The organism is Burkholderia sp. BCC0506 (genome assembly GCF_902833145.1).
Taxonomy (GTDB): Bacteria; Pseudomonadota; Gammaproteobacteria; order Burkholderiales; family Burkholderiaceae; genus Burkholderia.
Genome location: NZ_CADFEN010000013.1, coordinates 33492 through 46774 on the forward strand (window position 1 = coordinate 33492; position 13283 = coordinate 46774).

11 protein-coding genes are annotated in these 13283 nt (G+C 68.5%); 9 read left to right on the forward strand and 2 right to left on the reverse strand.

Annotation, left to right across the window (positions count from 1 at the left end; genetic code table 11):
- Positions 1–4: 4 nt before the first annotated feature.
- A complete protein-coding gene (locus tag HWX62_RS26440) occupies positions 5–1252 on the reverse strand; it encodes an ABC transporter substrate-binding protein (protein WP_175930117.1) in 1248 nt (415 codons plus the stop codon).
- Between the two features lie 430 nt (positions 1253–1682).
- Between HWX62_RS26440 and zwf the strand changes: the two genes are divergently transcribed.
- From zwf to HWX62_RS26455, 3 genes are all read left to right on the forward strand, one after another.
- Entirely contained in the window at positions 1683–3152 is a 1470-nt protein-coding gene (gene zwf, locus HWX62_RS26445; protein ID WP_175930116.1) for a glucose-6-phosphate dehydrogenase, read from the forward strand.
- A gap of 88 nt (positions 3153–3240) precedes the next feature.
- Positions 3241–3921, forward strand: coding sequence for a 6-phosphogluconolactonase (pgl, locus tag HWX62_RS26450; protein WP_175930115.1), 681 nt, complete (start codon positions 3241–3243; stop codon positions 3919–3921).
- Positions 3899–5827 (forward strand): bifunctional transcriptional regulator/glucokinase, encoded by a 1929-nt coding sequence (locus tag HWX62_RS26455; protein WP_175930114.1) that lies wholly within the window; start codon positions 3899–3901, stop codon positions 5825–5827. The genes pgl and HWX62_RS26455 overlap by 23 nt, the downstream gene beginning before the upstream one ends.
- Before the next feature lie 105 nt (positions 5828–5932).
- On the opposite strand, the gene HWX62_RS26460 is transcribed toward HWX62_RS26455, so the two are convergent.
- Positions 5933–7150 carry a Bcr/CflA family multidrug efflux MFS transporter gene (locus HWX62_RS26460; protein WP_175930113.1) on the reverse strand — a complete coding sequence of 406 codons (1218 nt, stop codon included), beginning with the start codon at positions 7148–7150 and terminating at the stop codon, positions 5933–5935.
- Between the two features lie 249 nt (positions 7151–7399).
- Between HWX62_RS26460 and HWX62_RS26465 the strand changes: the two genes are divergently transcribed.
- From HWX62_RS26465 to ribBA, 6 genes are all read left to right on the forward strand, one after another.
- On the forward strand, positions 7400–7852 hold the full coding sequence (locus HWX62_RS26465) for a hypothetical protein (RefSeq protein ID WP_175930112.1): 453 nt from the start codon (positions 7400–7402) through the stop codon (positions 7850–7852).
- 186 nt (positions 7853–8038) lie between these two features.
- Complete coding sequence (gene hemL / locus HWX62_RS26470; RefSeq protein ID WP_175930111.1) at positions 8039–9322, forward strand: glutamate-1-semialdehyde 2,1-aminomutase; 1284 nt, start codon at positions 8039–8041, stop codon at positions 9320–9322.
- 15 nt (positions 9323–9337) lie between these two features.
- Positions 9338–10459, forward strand: a complete 1122-nt coding sequence (ribD, locus tag HWX62_RS26475; protein WP_175930110.1) for a bifunctional diaminohydroxyphosphoribosylaminopyrimidine deaminase/5-amino-6-(5-phosphoribosylamino)uracil reductase RibD — start codon at positions 9338–9340, stop codon at positions 10457–10459.
- Between the two features lie 14 nt (positions 10460–10473).
- Complete coding sequence (locus tag HWX62_RS26480; RefSeq protein WP_175930109.1) at positions 10474–11103, forward strand: riboflavin synthase; 630 nt, start codon at positions 10474–10476, stop codon at positions 11101–11103.
- A 359-nt stretch (positions 11104–11462) separates the two neighbouring features.
- Positions 11463–11981, forward strand: a complete 519-nt coding sequence (locus tag HWX62_RS26485) for a DUF1993 domain-containing protein (RefSeq protein ID WP_175930108.1) — start codon at positions 11463–11465, stop codon at positions 11979–11981.
- Positions 11982–12138: 157 nt separating this feature from the next.
- Positions 12139–13281, forward strand: a complete 1143-nt coding sequence (gene ribBA / locus HWX62_RS26490) for a bifunctional 3,4-dihydroxy-2-butanone-4-phosphate synthase/GTP cyclohydrolase II (RefSeq protein ID WP_175930107.1) — start codon at positions 12139–12141, stop codon at positions 13279–13281.
- Positions 13282–13283 lie beyond the last annotated feature (2 nt).

Here is a 13283-nt window from a genome sequence, read left to right on the forward strand (position 1 = left end):
CGCGTTACTTGACCTTCGCGGCCTTCGCGAGCGCGGCGACCGCGCTCTTCGAATCCTGCTGCGAGTTCATGAACTTCGTCACGACGTCCGTGATCGCGCCGGCGGTCGCGTCGCCTTGCGCCATGCCGTGCGCGAGCGACGGCACGAAGCCGCCCGACTTGATCGCGGTCTGCTCGTCGGCATACGACTTCTTCGCGCAGTCGTCGAACTTGTCCATCTTCACGCCGAGACGCACCGGCACCGAGCCCTTCAGCAGGCTGAACTGCTCCTGGAAGTCCGGCGTCATGATCGTCTTCGCGAGCGCGAGCTGGCCCGGCGTCGCGTTCTTCTCGCCCTTCTGCTGGAAGAACACGAACGAATCGACGTTGAACGTGTACGAATTCGCGGTGCCCGGCACCGGCGCGCAGACGTAGTCCTTGCCCGCCTTCTTGCCGGCGTTCTCGAACTCGCCCTTCGCCCAGTCGCCCATGAACTGCATGCCGGCCTTGCCGTTGATGACCATCGCGGTCGCGAGGTTCCAGTCGCGGCCGTTGCGGCCGCTATCGAAGTAGCCCTGGATCTTGCGCACCGTGTCGAACACCGACAGCATCTGCGGCGAGCTCAGCGTCGCCGGGTCGAGGTCGACGAGCGCCTTCTTGTAGAACGCCGGGCCCTGCGACAGCACGACGTCTTCCCACAGCGTCAGGTCCTGCCACGGCTGGCCGCCCATCGCGACCGGCTGGATGCCCGCGGCCTTCAGCTTGTCGGCCACCGCGAAGAATTCGGGCCAGGTGGTCGGCACCTTCGCGCCGACCTTGTCGAGCGCGGCCTTGTTGATGTACAGCCAGTTGACGCGGTGCACCGAGAACGGCGCGGCGACGGTATGGCCCTTGTACTTGATGATCTTGTCGATTTCCGGCGGCAGGTTCTGCTTCCAGTCGCCGGCGGCCGAATCGATGTTGACGAGCACGCCCTGGTCGGCCCAGTCCTGGATCAGCGGGCCTTTGATCTGCGCGGCCGACGGGGAATCGCCGCTGATCACCTTGGTCTTCAGCGCGGTCATCGCCGCGGCGCCGGCGCCGCCCGCGACCGCGAAATCCTTCCACACGTAGCCCTGCTTCTGCAGGTCGTCCTTCAGCACGCCGACGGCCTTCGACTCGCCGCCCGAGGTCCACCAGTGCAGCACGGTTACGTTCTCGGCTGCCTGCGCCGCCACGGCGCCAGCCATCAGGCCTGCGGCGCAGAGCGCGCCCATGATCGAGCGAACTTTCATTACTTATCTCCTCCAGACTGAATCAACTCGTGAGGTTCCCCGACGGGGAACCGGCTTCTTGATAAACGACGGGGAAATCGAGCCGCGGGACGCATGCAGCGTACGGGGCCGATGACCGGCCGGGCTCTTACAGAAAGCGTGAATCGAGATTCAACGGCGTGTCTCCTCTTTGTGTTTCTGGCCCACCGCGATGCCGCGGCGCGAGCCCGGGGGCGACGGCGCGCGAACGATACGCTCCGTCAATGTCCGATACCATTCGGCACAAGGCGTTCCCGAAGGCGAAGCTCGCGCAGTTCATCGACCGCACATCTTTTTTTCTTCACCCAGGTGCTACCCCTTGCGGCGGATTGTAGTTAAACTACAATTCAGTGTCAAAAATATTTTTATCGCACTACGGATCGCTTCCGAGCACCCCAACTGGCGGAGACACATGCATACCGATTCCAGCTTTACCTTCGTACTTTTCGGCGGCACCGGCGACCTGTCGATGCGCAAGATCCTGCCCGCACTGTTTGAAGCGCACCGCGGCAACATGCTGGCGGAAGGCGGCCGGATCATCGCCGTCGCGCGACACGAATCGGATCGGGCCCACTATCTCGAGTGGGTCGACACGCACGTGAAACCGCATGCGGCGAAGGCTGCCGGCAGCGCATTCGACGAAAACGCGTGGAAGTCCTTCCTCGAGCGCATCGAATACGTGAACCTCGATCTCGGCCGCGCGGAAGACTACGTCGTGCTGCGCGACGCGATCGCGCATCTGCCCGGCATCCGCGTGTTCTATCTCGCGACCGGTCCGTCGCTGTTCGTGCCGATCTGCAAGGCGCTCGCGTCGGTCGGCCTGAACGAAGGCTCGCGCATCGTGCTCGAGAAGCCGCTCGGCTACGACCTGAAATCGTCGAACGCGATCAACGACGCGGTGGGCGAAATCTTCGCGGAAGGCCAGATCTACCGGATCGACCACTACCTCGGCAAGGAGCCGGTACAGAACCTGCTCGCGCTGCGCTTCGGCAATGCGCTGTTCGAGCCGCTGTGGCGCCGCGAATGGGTCGAGAGCATCCAGATCACGATCGCCGAGGAGCTCGGCGTCGAGGCGCGCGGCGATTTCTACGACAATACGGGCGCGCTGCGCGACATGGTGCAGAACCACCTGCTGCAGTTGCTGTCGATCGTCGCGATGGAGCCGCCGCATTCGATGGATTCCGACTCGGTGCGCGACGAGAAGCTGCGCGTGCTGCGCGCGCTGAAGCCGGTGGATCCGCGCGACATCGGCAAGGTCGCGGTGCGCGGCCAGTATCATGCGGGCGTGATCAAGGGCGTGCAGGTGCCGGCCTACGCGACCGAGCCGGGCGTGAAGCCCGACAGTCAGACCGAAACGTTCGTCGCGCTGAAGGTCGAGATCGAGAACTGGCGCTGGGCCGGCGTGCCGTTCTTTCTGCGCACCGGCAAGCGCCTGGCCGACCGCGTCGCGGAGATCGTCGTCAACTTCCGCCCGGTGCCGCATTCGGCGCTCGGGCCGACCGCGCTGCGTCCCGGCGCGAACCGTCTCGTGATCCGGCTGCAGCCGAACGAGACGATCCGCCTGTACTGTCTCGCGAAGCAGCCGGGCGAAGGGATGAACCTCGCGAGCGTGCACCTCGACCTCGCGTTCGACCAGTTCTTCAAGGAAGGGCAGATGGAGGCGTACCAGCGCCTGCTGCTCGACGTGATCAACGGCCGGCTCGCGCTGTTCGTGCGTCGCGACGAACAGGAAGCCGCCTGGCAATGGGTCGAGCCGATCCTGAACGAATGGGCGCGCACGCTCAAGCCGCCGAAGCCGTATGCGGCGGGCACGTGGGGGCCGGCCGCGTCGAGCGCGATGCTCGCGCAGCACGACACCTGCTGGCTCGAAGAAGAAAACTGATGCAAACCGTTGCCGCGTACGCGACCGTACGCGGCAACGTGTGTCACGATTCGTACGATTTGAACAGACAAAGCAGTCCGGAGGAGATGTGATCGAGATCCACGCTTTCGACACCCAGGAAGCGCAAAGCGAAGCGCTCGCGCGCGCCGTCGGCGATGCGCTGCGCGCGGCGCTCGCCGGCCCCGCGCGCCCGACGCTCGCGGTGTCCGGCGGCACCAGCCCGCGCCCGTTCCTGCATACGCTGTCGCACGCGGCGCTCGACTGGGCCGGCGTCGACGTCACGCTGGTCGACGACCGCTGGGTGCCGGACGACGACGCGGCCAGCAACGCGCAACTCGTGCGCGACACGCTGCTGCAGCACGCGGCGGCCCCTGCCCGCTTCCTGCCGCTCGTCGACACGCGCACCACGCTCGACGCGCAGGTCGCCGCGCTCAATGCGAACCCCGACTACCGCGTGCCGACCGTCGCCGTGCTCGGCATGGGCGAGGACGGCCACACCGCGTCGATCTTCGCCGACGCGCCCGAATGGGAGCACGCAATCACGACGCCCGAGCGTTTCGTCGCCGTGCACCCGGGCGCGGCGCCCCATGCACGCGTGAGCTTCTCGCTCGATGCGCTCAAGCGCGTCGAGCGGCTGTTCCTGCTGATCGCGGGCCCCGCCAAGCGCGACGTGCTCGACGCCGCGGCCGCGTCGCTGCAGAAGAACGCGATTTCCCAACTGGCCAACGACAAGGGGACCCAGCTCGATGTCTACTGGTGCGCAAAGTAAGGCGGTCGTCGCGGGTCAGCATGCCGACGGCCCGCGCCTGCTCGCGGACGTCGGCGGCACCAACGCGCGCTTCGCGCTGGAAACCGGCCCGGGCGAGATCACGCAGATCCGCGTCTATCCCGGCGCCGACTATCCGACGATCACCGACGCGATCCGCAAATACCTGAAGGACGTGAAGATCAGCCGCGTGAACCACGCGGCGATCGCGATCGCGAACCCGGTCGACGGCGACCAGGTCACGATGACCAATCACGACTGGAGCTTCTCGATCGAGGCGACGCGCCGCGCGCTCGGCTTCGACACGCTGCTGGTCGTCAACGACTTCACCGCGCTCGCGATGGCGCTGCCGGGCCTGACCGATGCGCAGCGCGTGCAGGTCGGCGGCGGCACGCGCCGCCAGAACAGCGTGATCGGCCTGCTCGGGCCCGGCACCGGGCTCGGCGTGTCGGGGCTGATCCCGGCCGACGATCGCTGGATCGCGCTCGGCAGCGAGGGCGGCCACGCGTCGTTCGCGCCGCAGGACGAGCGCGAGGATCTGGTGCTGCAGTACGCGCGCAAGAAGTTTCCGCACGTGTCGTTCGAGCGCGTGTGCGCGGGCCCCGGCATGGAGATCATCTATCGCGCGCTCGCCGCGCGCGACAAGAAGCGCGTCGCCGCGAGCGTCGACACGGTCGAGATCGTCGAGCGTGCGCATGCGGGCGAGGCGCTCGCACTCGAGACGGTCGAATGCTTCTGCGGGATTCTCGGCGCGTTTGCGGGCAGCGTCGCGCTCACGCTGGGCGCGCTCGGCGGCGTGTACATCGGTGGCGGCGTCGCGCTGAAGCTCGGCGAGCTGTTCACGCGCTCGTCGTTCCGCGCGCGCTTCGAGGCGAAGGGCCGCTTCACGCACTATCTCGAGAACATCCCGACCTACCTGATCACCGCCGAATACCCGGCGTTCCTCGGCGTCTCGGCGATTCTCGCGGAGCAGTTGTCGAACCGCTCCGGCGGCGCGTCGTCGGCCGTGTTCGAGCGGATCCGCCAGATGCGCGACGCGCTGACGCCGGCCGAGCGCCGCGTGGCCGATCTCGCGCTGAACCATCCGCGCTCGATCATCAACGACCCGATCGTCGACATCGCGCGCAAGGCCGACGTGAGCCAGCCGACCGTGATCCGCTTCTGCCGCTCGCTCGGCTGCCAGGGGCTGTCGGACTTCAAGCTGAAGCTCGCGACCGGCCTCACCGGCACGATCCCGATGAGCCACAGCCAGGTACACCTCGGCGACACGGCCACCGACTTCGGCGCGAAGGTGCTCGACAACACGGTGTCCGCGATCCTGCAACTGCGCGAGCACCTGAATTTCGAGCACGTCGAGAACGCGATCGAGATCCTGAACGGCGCGCGGCGCATCGAGTTCTACGGGCTCGGCAACTCGAACATCGTCGCGCAGGACGCACACTACAAGTTCTTCCGCTTCGGGATTCCGACGATCGCGTACGGCGACCTGTACATGCAGGCCGCGTCGGCCGCGCTGCTCGGCAAGGGCGACGTGATCGTCGCGGTGTCGAAGTCGGGACGCGCGCCCGAGCTGCTGCGCGTGCTCGACGTCGCGATGCAGGCCGGCGCGAAGGTGATCGCGATCACGTCGAGCAACACGCCGCTCGCGAAGCGCGCGACCGTCGCGCTCGAGACCGACCACATCGAGATGCGCGAGTCGCAGTTGTCGATGATCTCGCGGATCCTGCATCTGCTGATGATCGACATCCTCGCGGTCGGCGTCGCGATCCGTCGCGCGTCGACCAACGGCGAATTGCCGGAGGCCGTCGCGCAGGCGCGCGCGCGGGCGAGCGACGACGAAACGGCCGACGTGCTCGACTGGTTGAGCCACGGCGCGTCGCCGGCGGCGAAGGACGTCGCTAGGGATTGACGCGTCGGCGCGGCGGTAGCCGCTTCACGCATCCCGACGAAAAACGCCACCGGCGCATCGCGCTCGGTGGCGTTTTTCATTGTGCAGCCCGGCTGGCGGTGCGGTTCAGGCGCCGGCCTTCACCGGCCGTCCGTGCCAGCGCAGCACCAGATAGCGCCCGACGAAGCACAGCACGCCGGTGACGCCGATCGTCACGCCCATCGCGAACGGCGTGCCGTCCGCGAGCGCGCCGATCGCGACGCTCGCCAGCGCGCCGAGCGCGAGCTGCATCGCGCCGAACACGGCCGCCGACGCGCCCGCGTTGTGCGGATAGCGGTGCATCAGGTCGGTCGTGCAGTTCGCGGACAGGATCCCGACCACGCCGACGACGAAGAACAGGCACACGACGATCGACCACAGCCCGCCCCACCCCGTCAGCGCGACGAGCGCGACCGCGAGCGATGCGATGCAGCTCACGAGCGACGCGGCCGCGATGATGCGCAGCGAACCGATGCGGCCGACGAGCCGCGTGTTCGCGAAATTGCCGATCATGATGCCGACGACGTTCAGGCCGAACAGCAGCCCGTAGTGCTGCGGCGACACGTGGAAATATTCGATGTACACGAACGGCGTCGCGGTGATGTACGAGAACATCGACGCGAACGCCATCCCGCCGCACAGCATGTGGCCCCATGCGACGGGGTCGGACAGGATGCGCCCGTACGACGCGAACGACGCGAGCACGGCCGCGCTCTTGCGCCGCTCCTTCGGCCAGGTTTCGGGCACGCGCAGGTACGCGGTCGTCGCGCAGATCGCGCCGAACACGGCCAGCACGACGAACACGCCGCGCCAGCCGGAAAAACGCAGGATCTGGCCGCCGATCAGCGGCGCGAGCAGCGGCCCGACCGCGGTGACGATCGCGACCATCGACAGCACCTTCGCCGCGTCGCTCGGCTCGTGCGCGTCGCGCGCGATCGCCCGCGCGAGCACCGACGCCGCGCCGGCGCCGAGCGCCTGCAGGAAGCGCACGACGATCAGCATGTCGATCGAGCCCGACACGAAGCAGCCGATGCTCGCGAGCGTGAACAGTGCGATCCCGCCGAGCAGCACGGGACGGCGGCCCCACGTGTCGGACAGCGGGCCGTACAGCAGCATGCCGATCGAGAAGCCGGCCATGAAGCTCGTCAGCGTGCGCTGCGCGGCGCCCGCGCTGACGGAGAAGCTGCCGGCGATCGACGGCAGGCTCGGCAGGTACATGTCGGTGGCGATCGGCCCGCAGGCCGCGAGCGCGCCGAGCAACAGGATCAGCCGGGCATCGGGCCGGCGCCGGACGACGTGGGACATGGGTATCCGGAATGGAGGCCCGCGCGCATCGCGGCGCGCGTGGCGGTGAAGACGGGAAGCCGCGCCGCAAGCGGCGCGTTCAGGCCCATGATTGTACGCGCAACTTTTTTGCCTGCCTCGGGCCACGTTCGGCGGCGGGCAGCGAAACGCCCATGCTCGTCGTACGCCGAACGAGCGCGCGGGCGGATTCGATTAAGCTTGCGGCTGCTCGCCCCTCTTGTCTGACCTATTCGACCTACGACCGACCCGATGACCGCTTTCCTGCTGATCTGGAGCCCCAGGAAATGGCCCTGGCCCGAGCTGCCCGACGTCGCCGCGCGCGTGAAGGCCGGCGAGGCCGTGCATGACGTGTGGGGCTGCGGCTTCGCGCGCGGCATCCTGCCGGGCGACCGGGTGTTCCTGCACCGCGTCGCGCAAGCGCCCAAGGGCGTGTTCGGTTCCGGCTACGTGACGCGCGCGCCGTACGAGGTGCCCGATCCGTCGACCAGGCGCGGCTACCGGCTGTGCATCGACTTCGTCTACGACTGGCTGGTCGACGCGCACCAGGACGTCGTGATTCCGCGCGACGCGCTGCGCGTGCATCCGTACTCGGTGCAGACATGGGACGCGCAGAGTTCCGGCACGTCGATCAAGCCGATGGTCGAAGGCCCGCTCGAAAAGCGCTGGGCCGAGCTGACCGGCAAGCGCAAGCCGCCGCGATAAAAGGGGGCGATCGAGCGCACGCGTGCCGTTCGCGGGTACCGCCCGACCTGTTTCCCTACGCGCCGAAAGGCCGCGGACCCGGTCACGGGCCTGCCGCGCGCGTCTCCGGTACAATCGGACGATCGTTCCGCCCAGGCGCCGCGGCCCGTGCCAGGCCCCCGCGCCCTTCTCTCGCAGGTTTCGCTCATGTCCAACAATCAGCTCCTCTTCGAACGCGCCCAGAAGACCATTCCGGGCGGCGTCAACTCGCCGGTGCGCGCCTTCCGTTCGGTCGGCGGCACGCCGCGCTTCGTCGCGCGCGCACAAGGCCCGTATTTCTGGGATGCCGACGGCAAGCAGTACATCGACTACATCGGCTCGTGGGGCCCGATGATCGTCGGCCACGTCCATCCGGACGTGCTGACGGCCGTGCAGAACGTGCTCGCCGACGGCTTCTCGTTCGGCGCGCCGACCGAAGCCGAGATCGAGATCGCCGAGGAAATCTGCAAGCTGGTGCCGTCGATCGAGCAGGTGCGGATGGTGTCGAGCGGCACCGAGGCCACGATGAGCGCGCTGCGCCTCGCGCGCGGCTTCACGGGCCGCAGCCGCATCGTCAAGTTCGAGGGCTGCTACCACGGCCACGCGGACAGCCTGCTGGTCAAGGCCGGCTCGGGCCTGCTGACGTTCGGCAACCCGACGTCGGCCGGCGTGCCCGCCGACATCGCGAAGCATACGACCGTCCTCGAATACAACAACGTCGCCGCGCTCGAGGAAGCGTTCGGCGCGTTCGGCGACGAGATCGCCGCGGTGATCGTCGAGCCGGTCGCCGGCAACATGAACCTCGTGCGCGGCACGCCCGAGTTCCTGAACGCGCTGCGCGCGCTGTGCACGAAGCACGGCGCCGTGCTGATCTTCGACGAGGTGATGTGCGGGTTCCGCGTCGCGCTCGGCGGCGCGCAGGCGTACTACGGGATCGCGGCCGACCTCACCTGCCTCGGCAAGGTGATCGGCGGCGGGATGCCGGCCGCCGCGTTCGGCGGCCGCCGCGACATCATGGCCCACCTCGCGCCGCTCGGCGGCGTCTACCAGGCCGGCACGCTGTCGGGCAACCCGATCGCGGTCGCCGCGGGCCTGAAGACGCTGCAGCTGATCCAGGCGCCGGGCTTCTACGACGCACTGACCGCGCAGACGAAGCGGCTCGCCGACGGGCTCGCGGCCGAAGCGCGCGCGGCCGGCGTGCCGTTCGCGGCCGACTCGATCGGCGCGATGTTCGGCCTGTACTTCGCCGAGCGCGTGCCGACGAGCTTCGCGGAAGTCACGAAGAGCGACATCGCGCGCTTCAACCGCTTCTTCCACCTGATGCTCGACGAGGGCGTGTACTTCGCGCCGTCCGCGTACGAAGCCGGCTTCGTGTCGAGCACGCACGACGACGCGGTGATCGACGCGACGCTCGCGGCCGCGCGCCGCGCGTTCGCGGCACTCGCTGCCTGACCCGGGGCCGCGCGCATGTTCTCGGATACCGATTTCGCCCACATGCAGCGCGCGCTCGCGCTCGCCGCGCACGGCATGTACACGACCGCGCCGAATCCGCGTGTCGGCTGCGTGATCGTCAAGGACGGCGACGTGATCGGCGAAGGCTTCACGCAGCCGGCCGGCCAGGACCACGCGGAGGTGCAGGCGCTGAAGGACGCGCGCTCGCGCGGCTACGACGTCGCGGGCTCGACCGTCTACGTGACGCTCGAACCGTGCAGCCATTTCGGCCGCACGCCGCCGTGCGCGAACGCGCTGATCGACGCGCGCGTCGCGAAGGTCGTCGCCGCGATGGAAGACCCGAACCCGCAGGTGTCGGGGCGCGGCCTCGGGATGCTGCGCGACGCGGGCATCGACGTGCGCTGCGGTCTGCTCGCGCATGAAGCCGGCGAGCTGAACATCGGCTTCGTGTCGCGGATGACGCGCGGCCGCCCGTGGGTGCGGATGAAGACCGCCGCGTCGCTCGACGGCCGCACCGCGCTGCCGTCCGGCGAAAGCCAGTGGATCACCGGCGAGGCCGCGCGCCTCGACGGCCACGCATGGCGCGCACGCGCCTGCGCGATCCTCACCGGCATCGGCACCGTGCGCGAGGACAATCCGCTGCTGACCGTGCGCGGCATCGACACGCCGCGCCAGCCGCAACGCATCCTGGTGGACAGCCGCCTCGACCTGCCGCTCGACGCGCGCTTGCTCGAAGGCGCACCGCTGCTGATCTTCTGCGGCCGGCTCGATGCCGCCGGCGAAGTTCGCGCAAACGTGCTGAAGTCGCGCGGCGCGGAAGTCGTGCCGCTCGCGAATGCGCACGGCAAGGTCGACCTGCCGGCGATGCTGGCGGCGCTCGGCGCGCGCGGCGTCAACGAGCTGCACGTCGAGGCCGGCCACAAGCTGAACGGTTCGCTGCTGCGCGAGCGGTGCGTCGACGAACTGCTGGTATATCTGGCGCCGAGCCTGCTGGGCGCCGACGCGGCCGGCATGTTCGATTTCGCCGCGCCGGCCAGCCTCGATGCGCGCACGCGGCTGTCGTTCCACGGTATCGAGCGGATCGGCGACGACCTGCGGATCCTCGCGCGTGTCGCGCCGCCCGACGCCGCTCACTGAACGGAATCGTCACGATGTTTACCGGAATTGTCGCGGCCGTCGGCCGCATCGAATCGATCGCCCCGCTCGGCACGTCGGCCGATGCCGGTGTGCGCCTGACCGTGCAGGCCGGCGGGCTCGACCTGGCCGACGTCGCGCTCGGCGACAGCATCGCGATCCAGGGCGCATGCATGACGGTGATCGAGAAGACCGACACCACGTTCGACGTCGATGTGTCGCGCGAAAGCCTGAACCGGACGGTCGGCCTCGCGCAGCCCGGCGAAGTGAACCTCGAGAAGGCGCTGCGCGCGCACGATCGCCTCGGCGGGCATATCGTGTCGGGCCACGTGGACGGGCTCGGTACCGTGTCGCGCTTCGCGCCGGTCGGCGAGTCGCACGAACTGCGGATCGTCGCGCCGCGCGAACTCGGCCGCTATCTGGCGTACAAGGGCTCGATCACGGTGAACGGCGTGAGCCTGACCGTCAATACGATCGACGATCGCGCGGACGGCTGCGAATTCTCGATCAACCTGATTCCGCATACGGTCGAAGTCACGACGCTGCGCCACGTGAAGGCCGGCGACAAGGTCAACCTCGAGGTCGACATGATCGCGCGGTATGTGGAGCGAATGCTGTCGGCGTCGCAGGGCGTGCATCAGGACTGACCGGGCAGCGCCGTCCTGCATGGGCAATGACGGCTGACGGTTCGGCCCGGCGTCGTTCGCGCGTCGCCGCTGCGCCACTCGCCGGCCGCCGCGCCGAACGTGTCCGGCGTCCGAACCGGGTCCGCCGGACGGTGCTCCCGCCCTGCTTCGCGCCGTGCCGCGCCGTCGCCGGCCAACCGGAACGACGGCAGCGGGATCGCGTTCGCTCGATACCCGTCGGGCCAGCCGAGACCTGGCCGAACGGTCAGCGACGCGCACGGGCCATGCGGTCGCGCTAAGATGCGTCGACAGCGGTTTCCATGCCGCCACGTACGACGCGCCGCATCGCGGCCGCGCCTCTTCCCACAGGAGTCGTCCCCATGTCCATCTCGATGTACCAGGCTTCGCTGCCGGTCCTGATCCGCGGCCTCACCAATCTGCAGCATATCCTCGGCAAGGCGCAGGCCCACGCGGCCGAAAAGCAGATCGATCCGTCGGTATTCGTCGGCGCACGCCTCTACCCGGACATGCTGCCGCTCGTCCGCCAGGTCTACATCGCGACCGACACGGCCAAGGGCTGCGCCGCGCGGCTTGCCGGCGTCGAGATCCCGAGCTACCCGGATGTCGAGCAAACCTTCGACGAACTGCATGCGCGTATCCAGAAGACGATCGACTACCTGAAAAGCTTCGACGCCGCGCAGATCGACGGCAGCGAGACGCGCCAGATCGTGCTGAAGATGCGCGTCGGCCCGATCGAGTTCACCGGCCAGTCGTACCTGCTGAACTTCGTGTTGCCCAACTTCTTCTTCCACGTGACGACCGCGTACGACATCCTGCGCCACAGCGGCGTCGAGCTCGGCAAGCTCGACTACCTCGGCGGGCGCAACGACCACGCGTGACGCGCGGCCGGGCCACGCCCGGCGCGCCGCCGTCCGCCCGCGCGCACGGGCCGGCCGCGGCGCTTTCCGGAGCGCTCGCCGGCCCCGCGCGGCCCGCGCCGGCCGAAACGCCGGCCGGCTGGCGTAAAATACGCACTTTCCTCTTTCTCGCCCCCTTATGACGCTCGCCTCCACGCTCGACATCATCGCCGAGCTGAAAGCCGGCCGGATGGTGATCCTGGTCGACGAAGAAGACCGCGAAAACGAGGGCGACCTCGTGATCGCCGCCGAATTCGTCACGCCGGAAGCGATCAACTTCATGGCCAGGTACGGCCGCGGCCTGATTTGTCTGACGTTGACGCAGGAACGCTGCAAGCAGCTGCACCTGCCGCTGATGACCTACCGCAACGGCACGCAGTACGGCACCGCGTTCACGGTCAGCATCGAAGCGGCCGAAGGCGTGACGACCGGCATCTCGGCCGCCGACCGGGCACACACGATCGCCACGGCGGTCGCGCACGACGTGCGCCCCGAGCACATCGTGCAGCCGGGCCACGTGTTCCCGATCATGGCGCAACCGGGCGGCGTGCTCGTGCGCGCCGGCCACACCGAGGCCGGCTGCGACTTCACCGCGCTCGCGGGCCTCACGCCGGCCGCCGTGATCTGCGAGATCATCAAGGACGACGGCACGATGGCGCGCCTGCCCGACCTGATCGAATTCGCGAAGGAACACAACCTGAAGATCGGCACGATCGCCGACCTGATCCAGTACCGCAGCCGCACCGAATCGATCATCGAGCGGATCGCCGAGCGCACGATGCAGACCGCGCACGGCACGTTCCGCGCGGTGCTGTACCGCGACCAGCCGAGCGGCTCGCCGCACATCGCGCTGGTGCGCGGCGAGCCGTCGCCCGACGTCGATACGCCGGTGCGCGTGCACGAGCCGCTGTCGGTGCTCGACCTGCTCGAAACGGGTGTGTCGACGCATTCCTGGACGCTCGACGCCGCGATGCGCGACATCGCGGAACGCGACCTCGGCGTGATCGTGCTGCTCAACTGCGGCGATACGAAGGAACACCTGATCGACGTCTTCAAGGCGTTCGACGAGGAAGAAAAGGCGGCCGCGCTCAAGCGCCGGCCGGTCGATTTCAAGACGTTCGGCATCGGCGCGCAGATCCTGCGCGACGTCGGCGTCGGCAAGATGCAGGTGCTGTCGAATCCGCGCAAGCTGGGCAGCATGTCCGGCTACGGCCTCGAAGTCACGGGCTTCATTCCGATGCCCGGCGGCGAAGCCAAGTCCTGCCCGGCGTCCCACGCGTAACC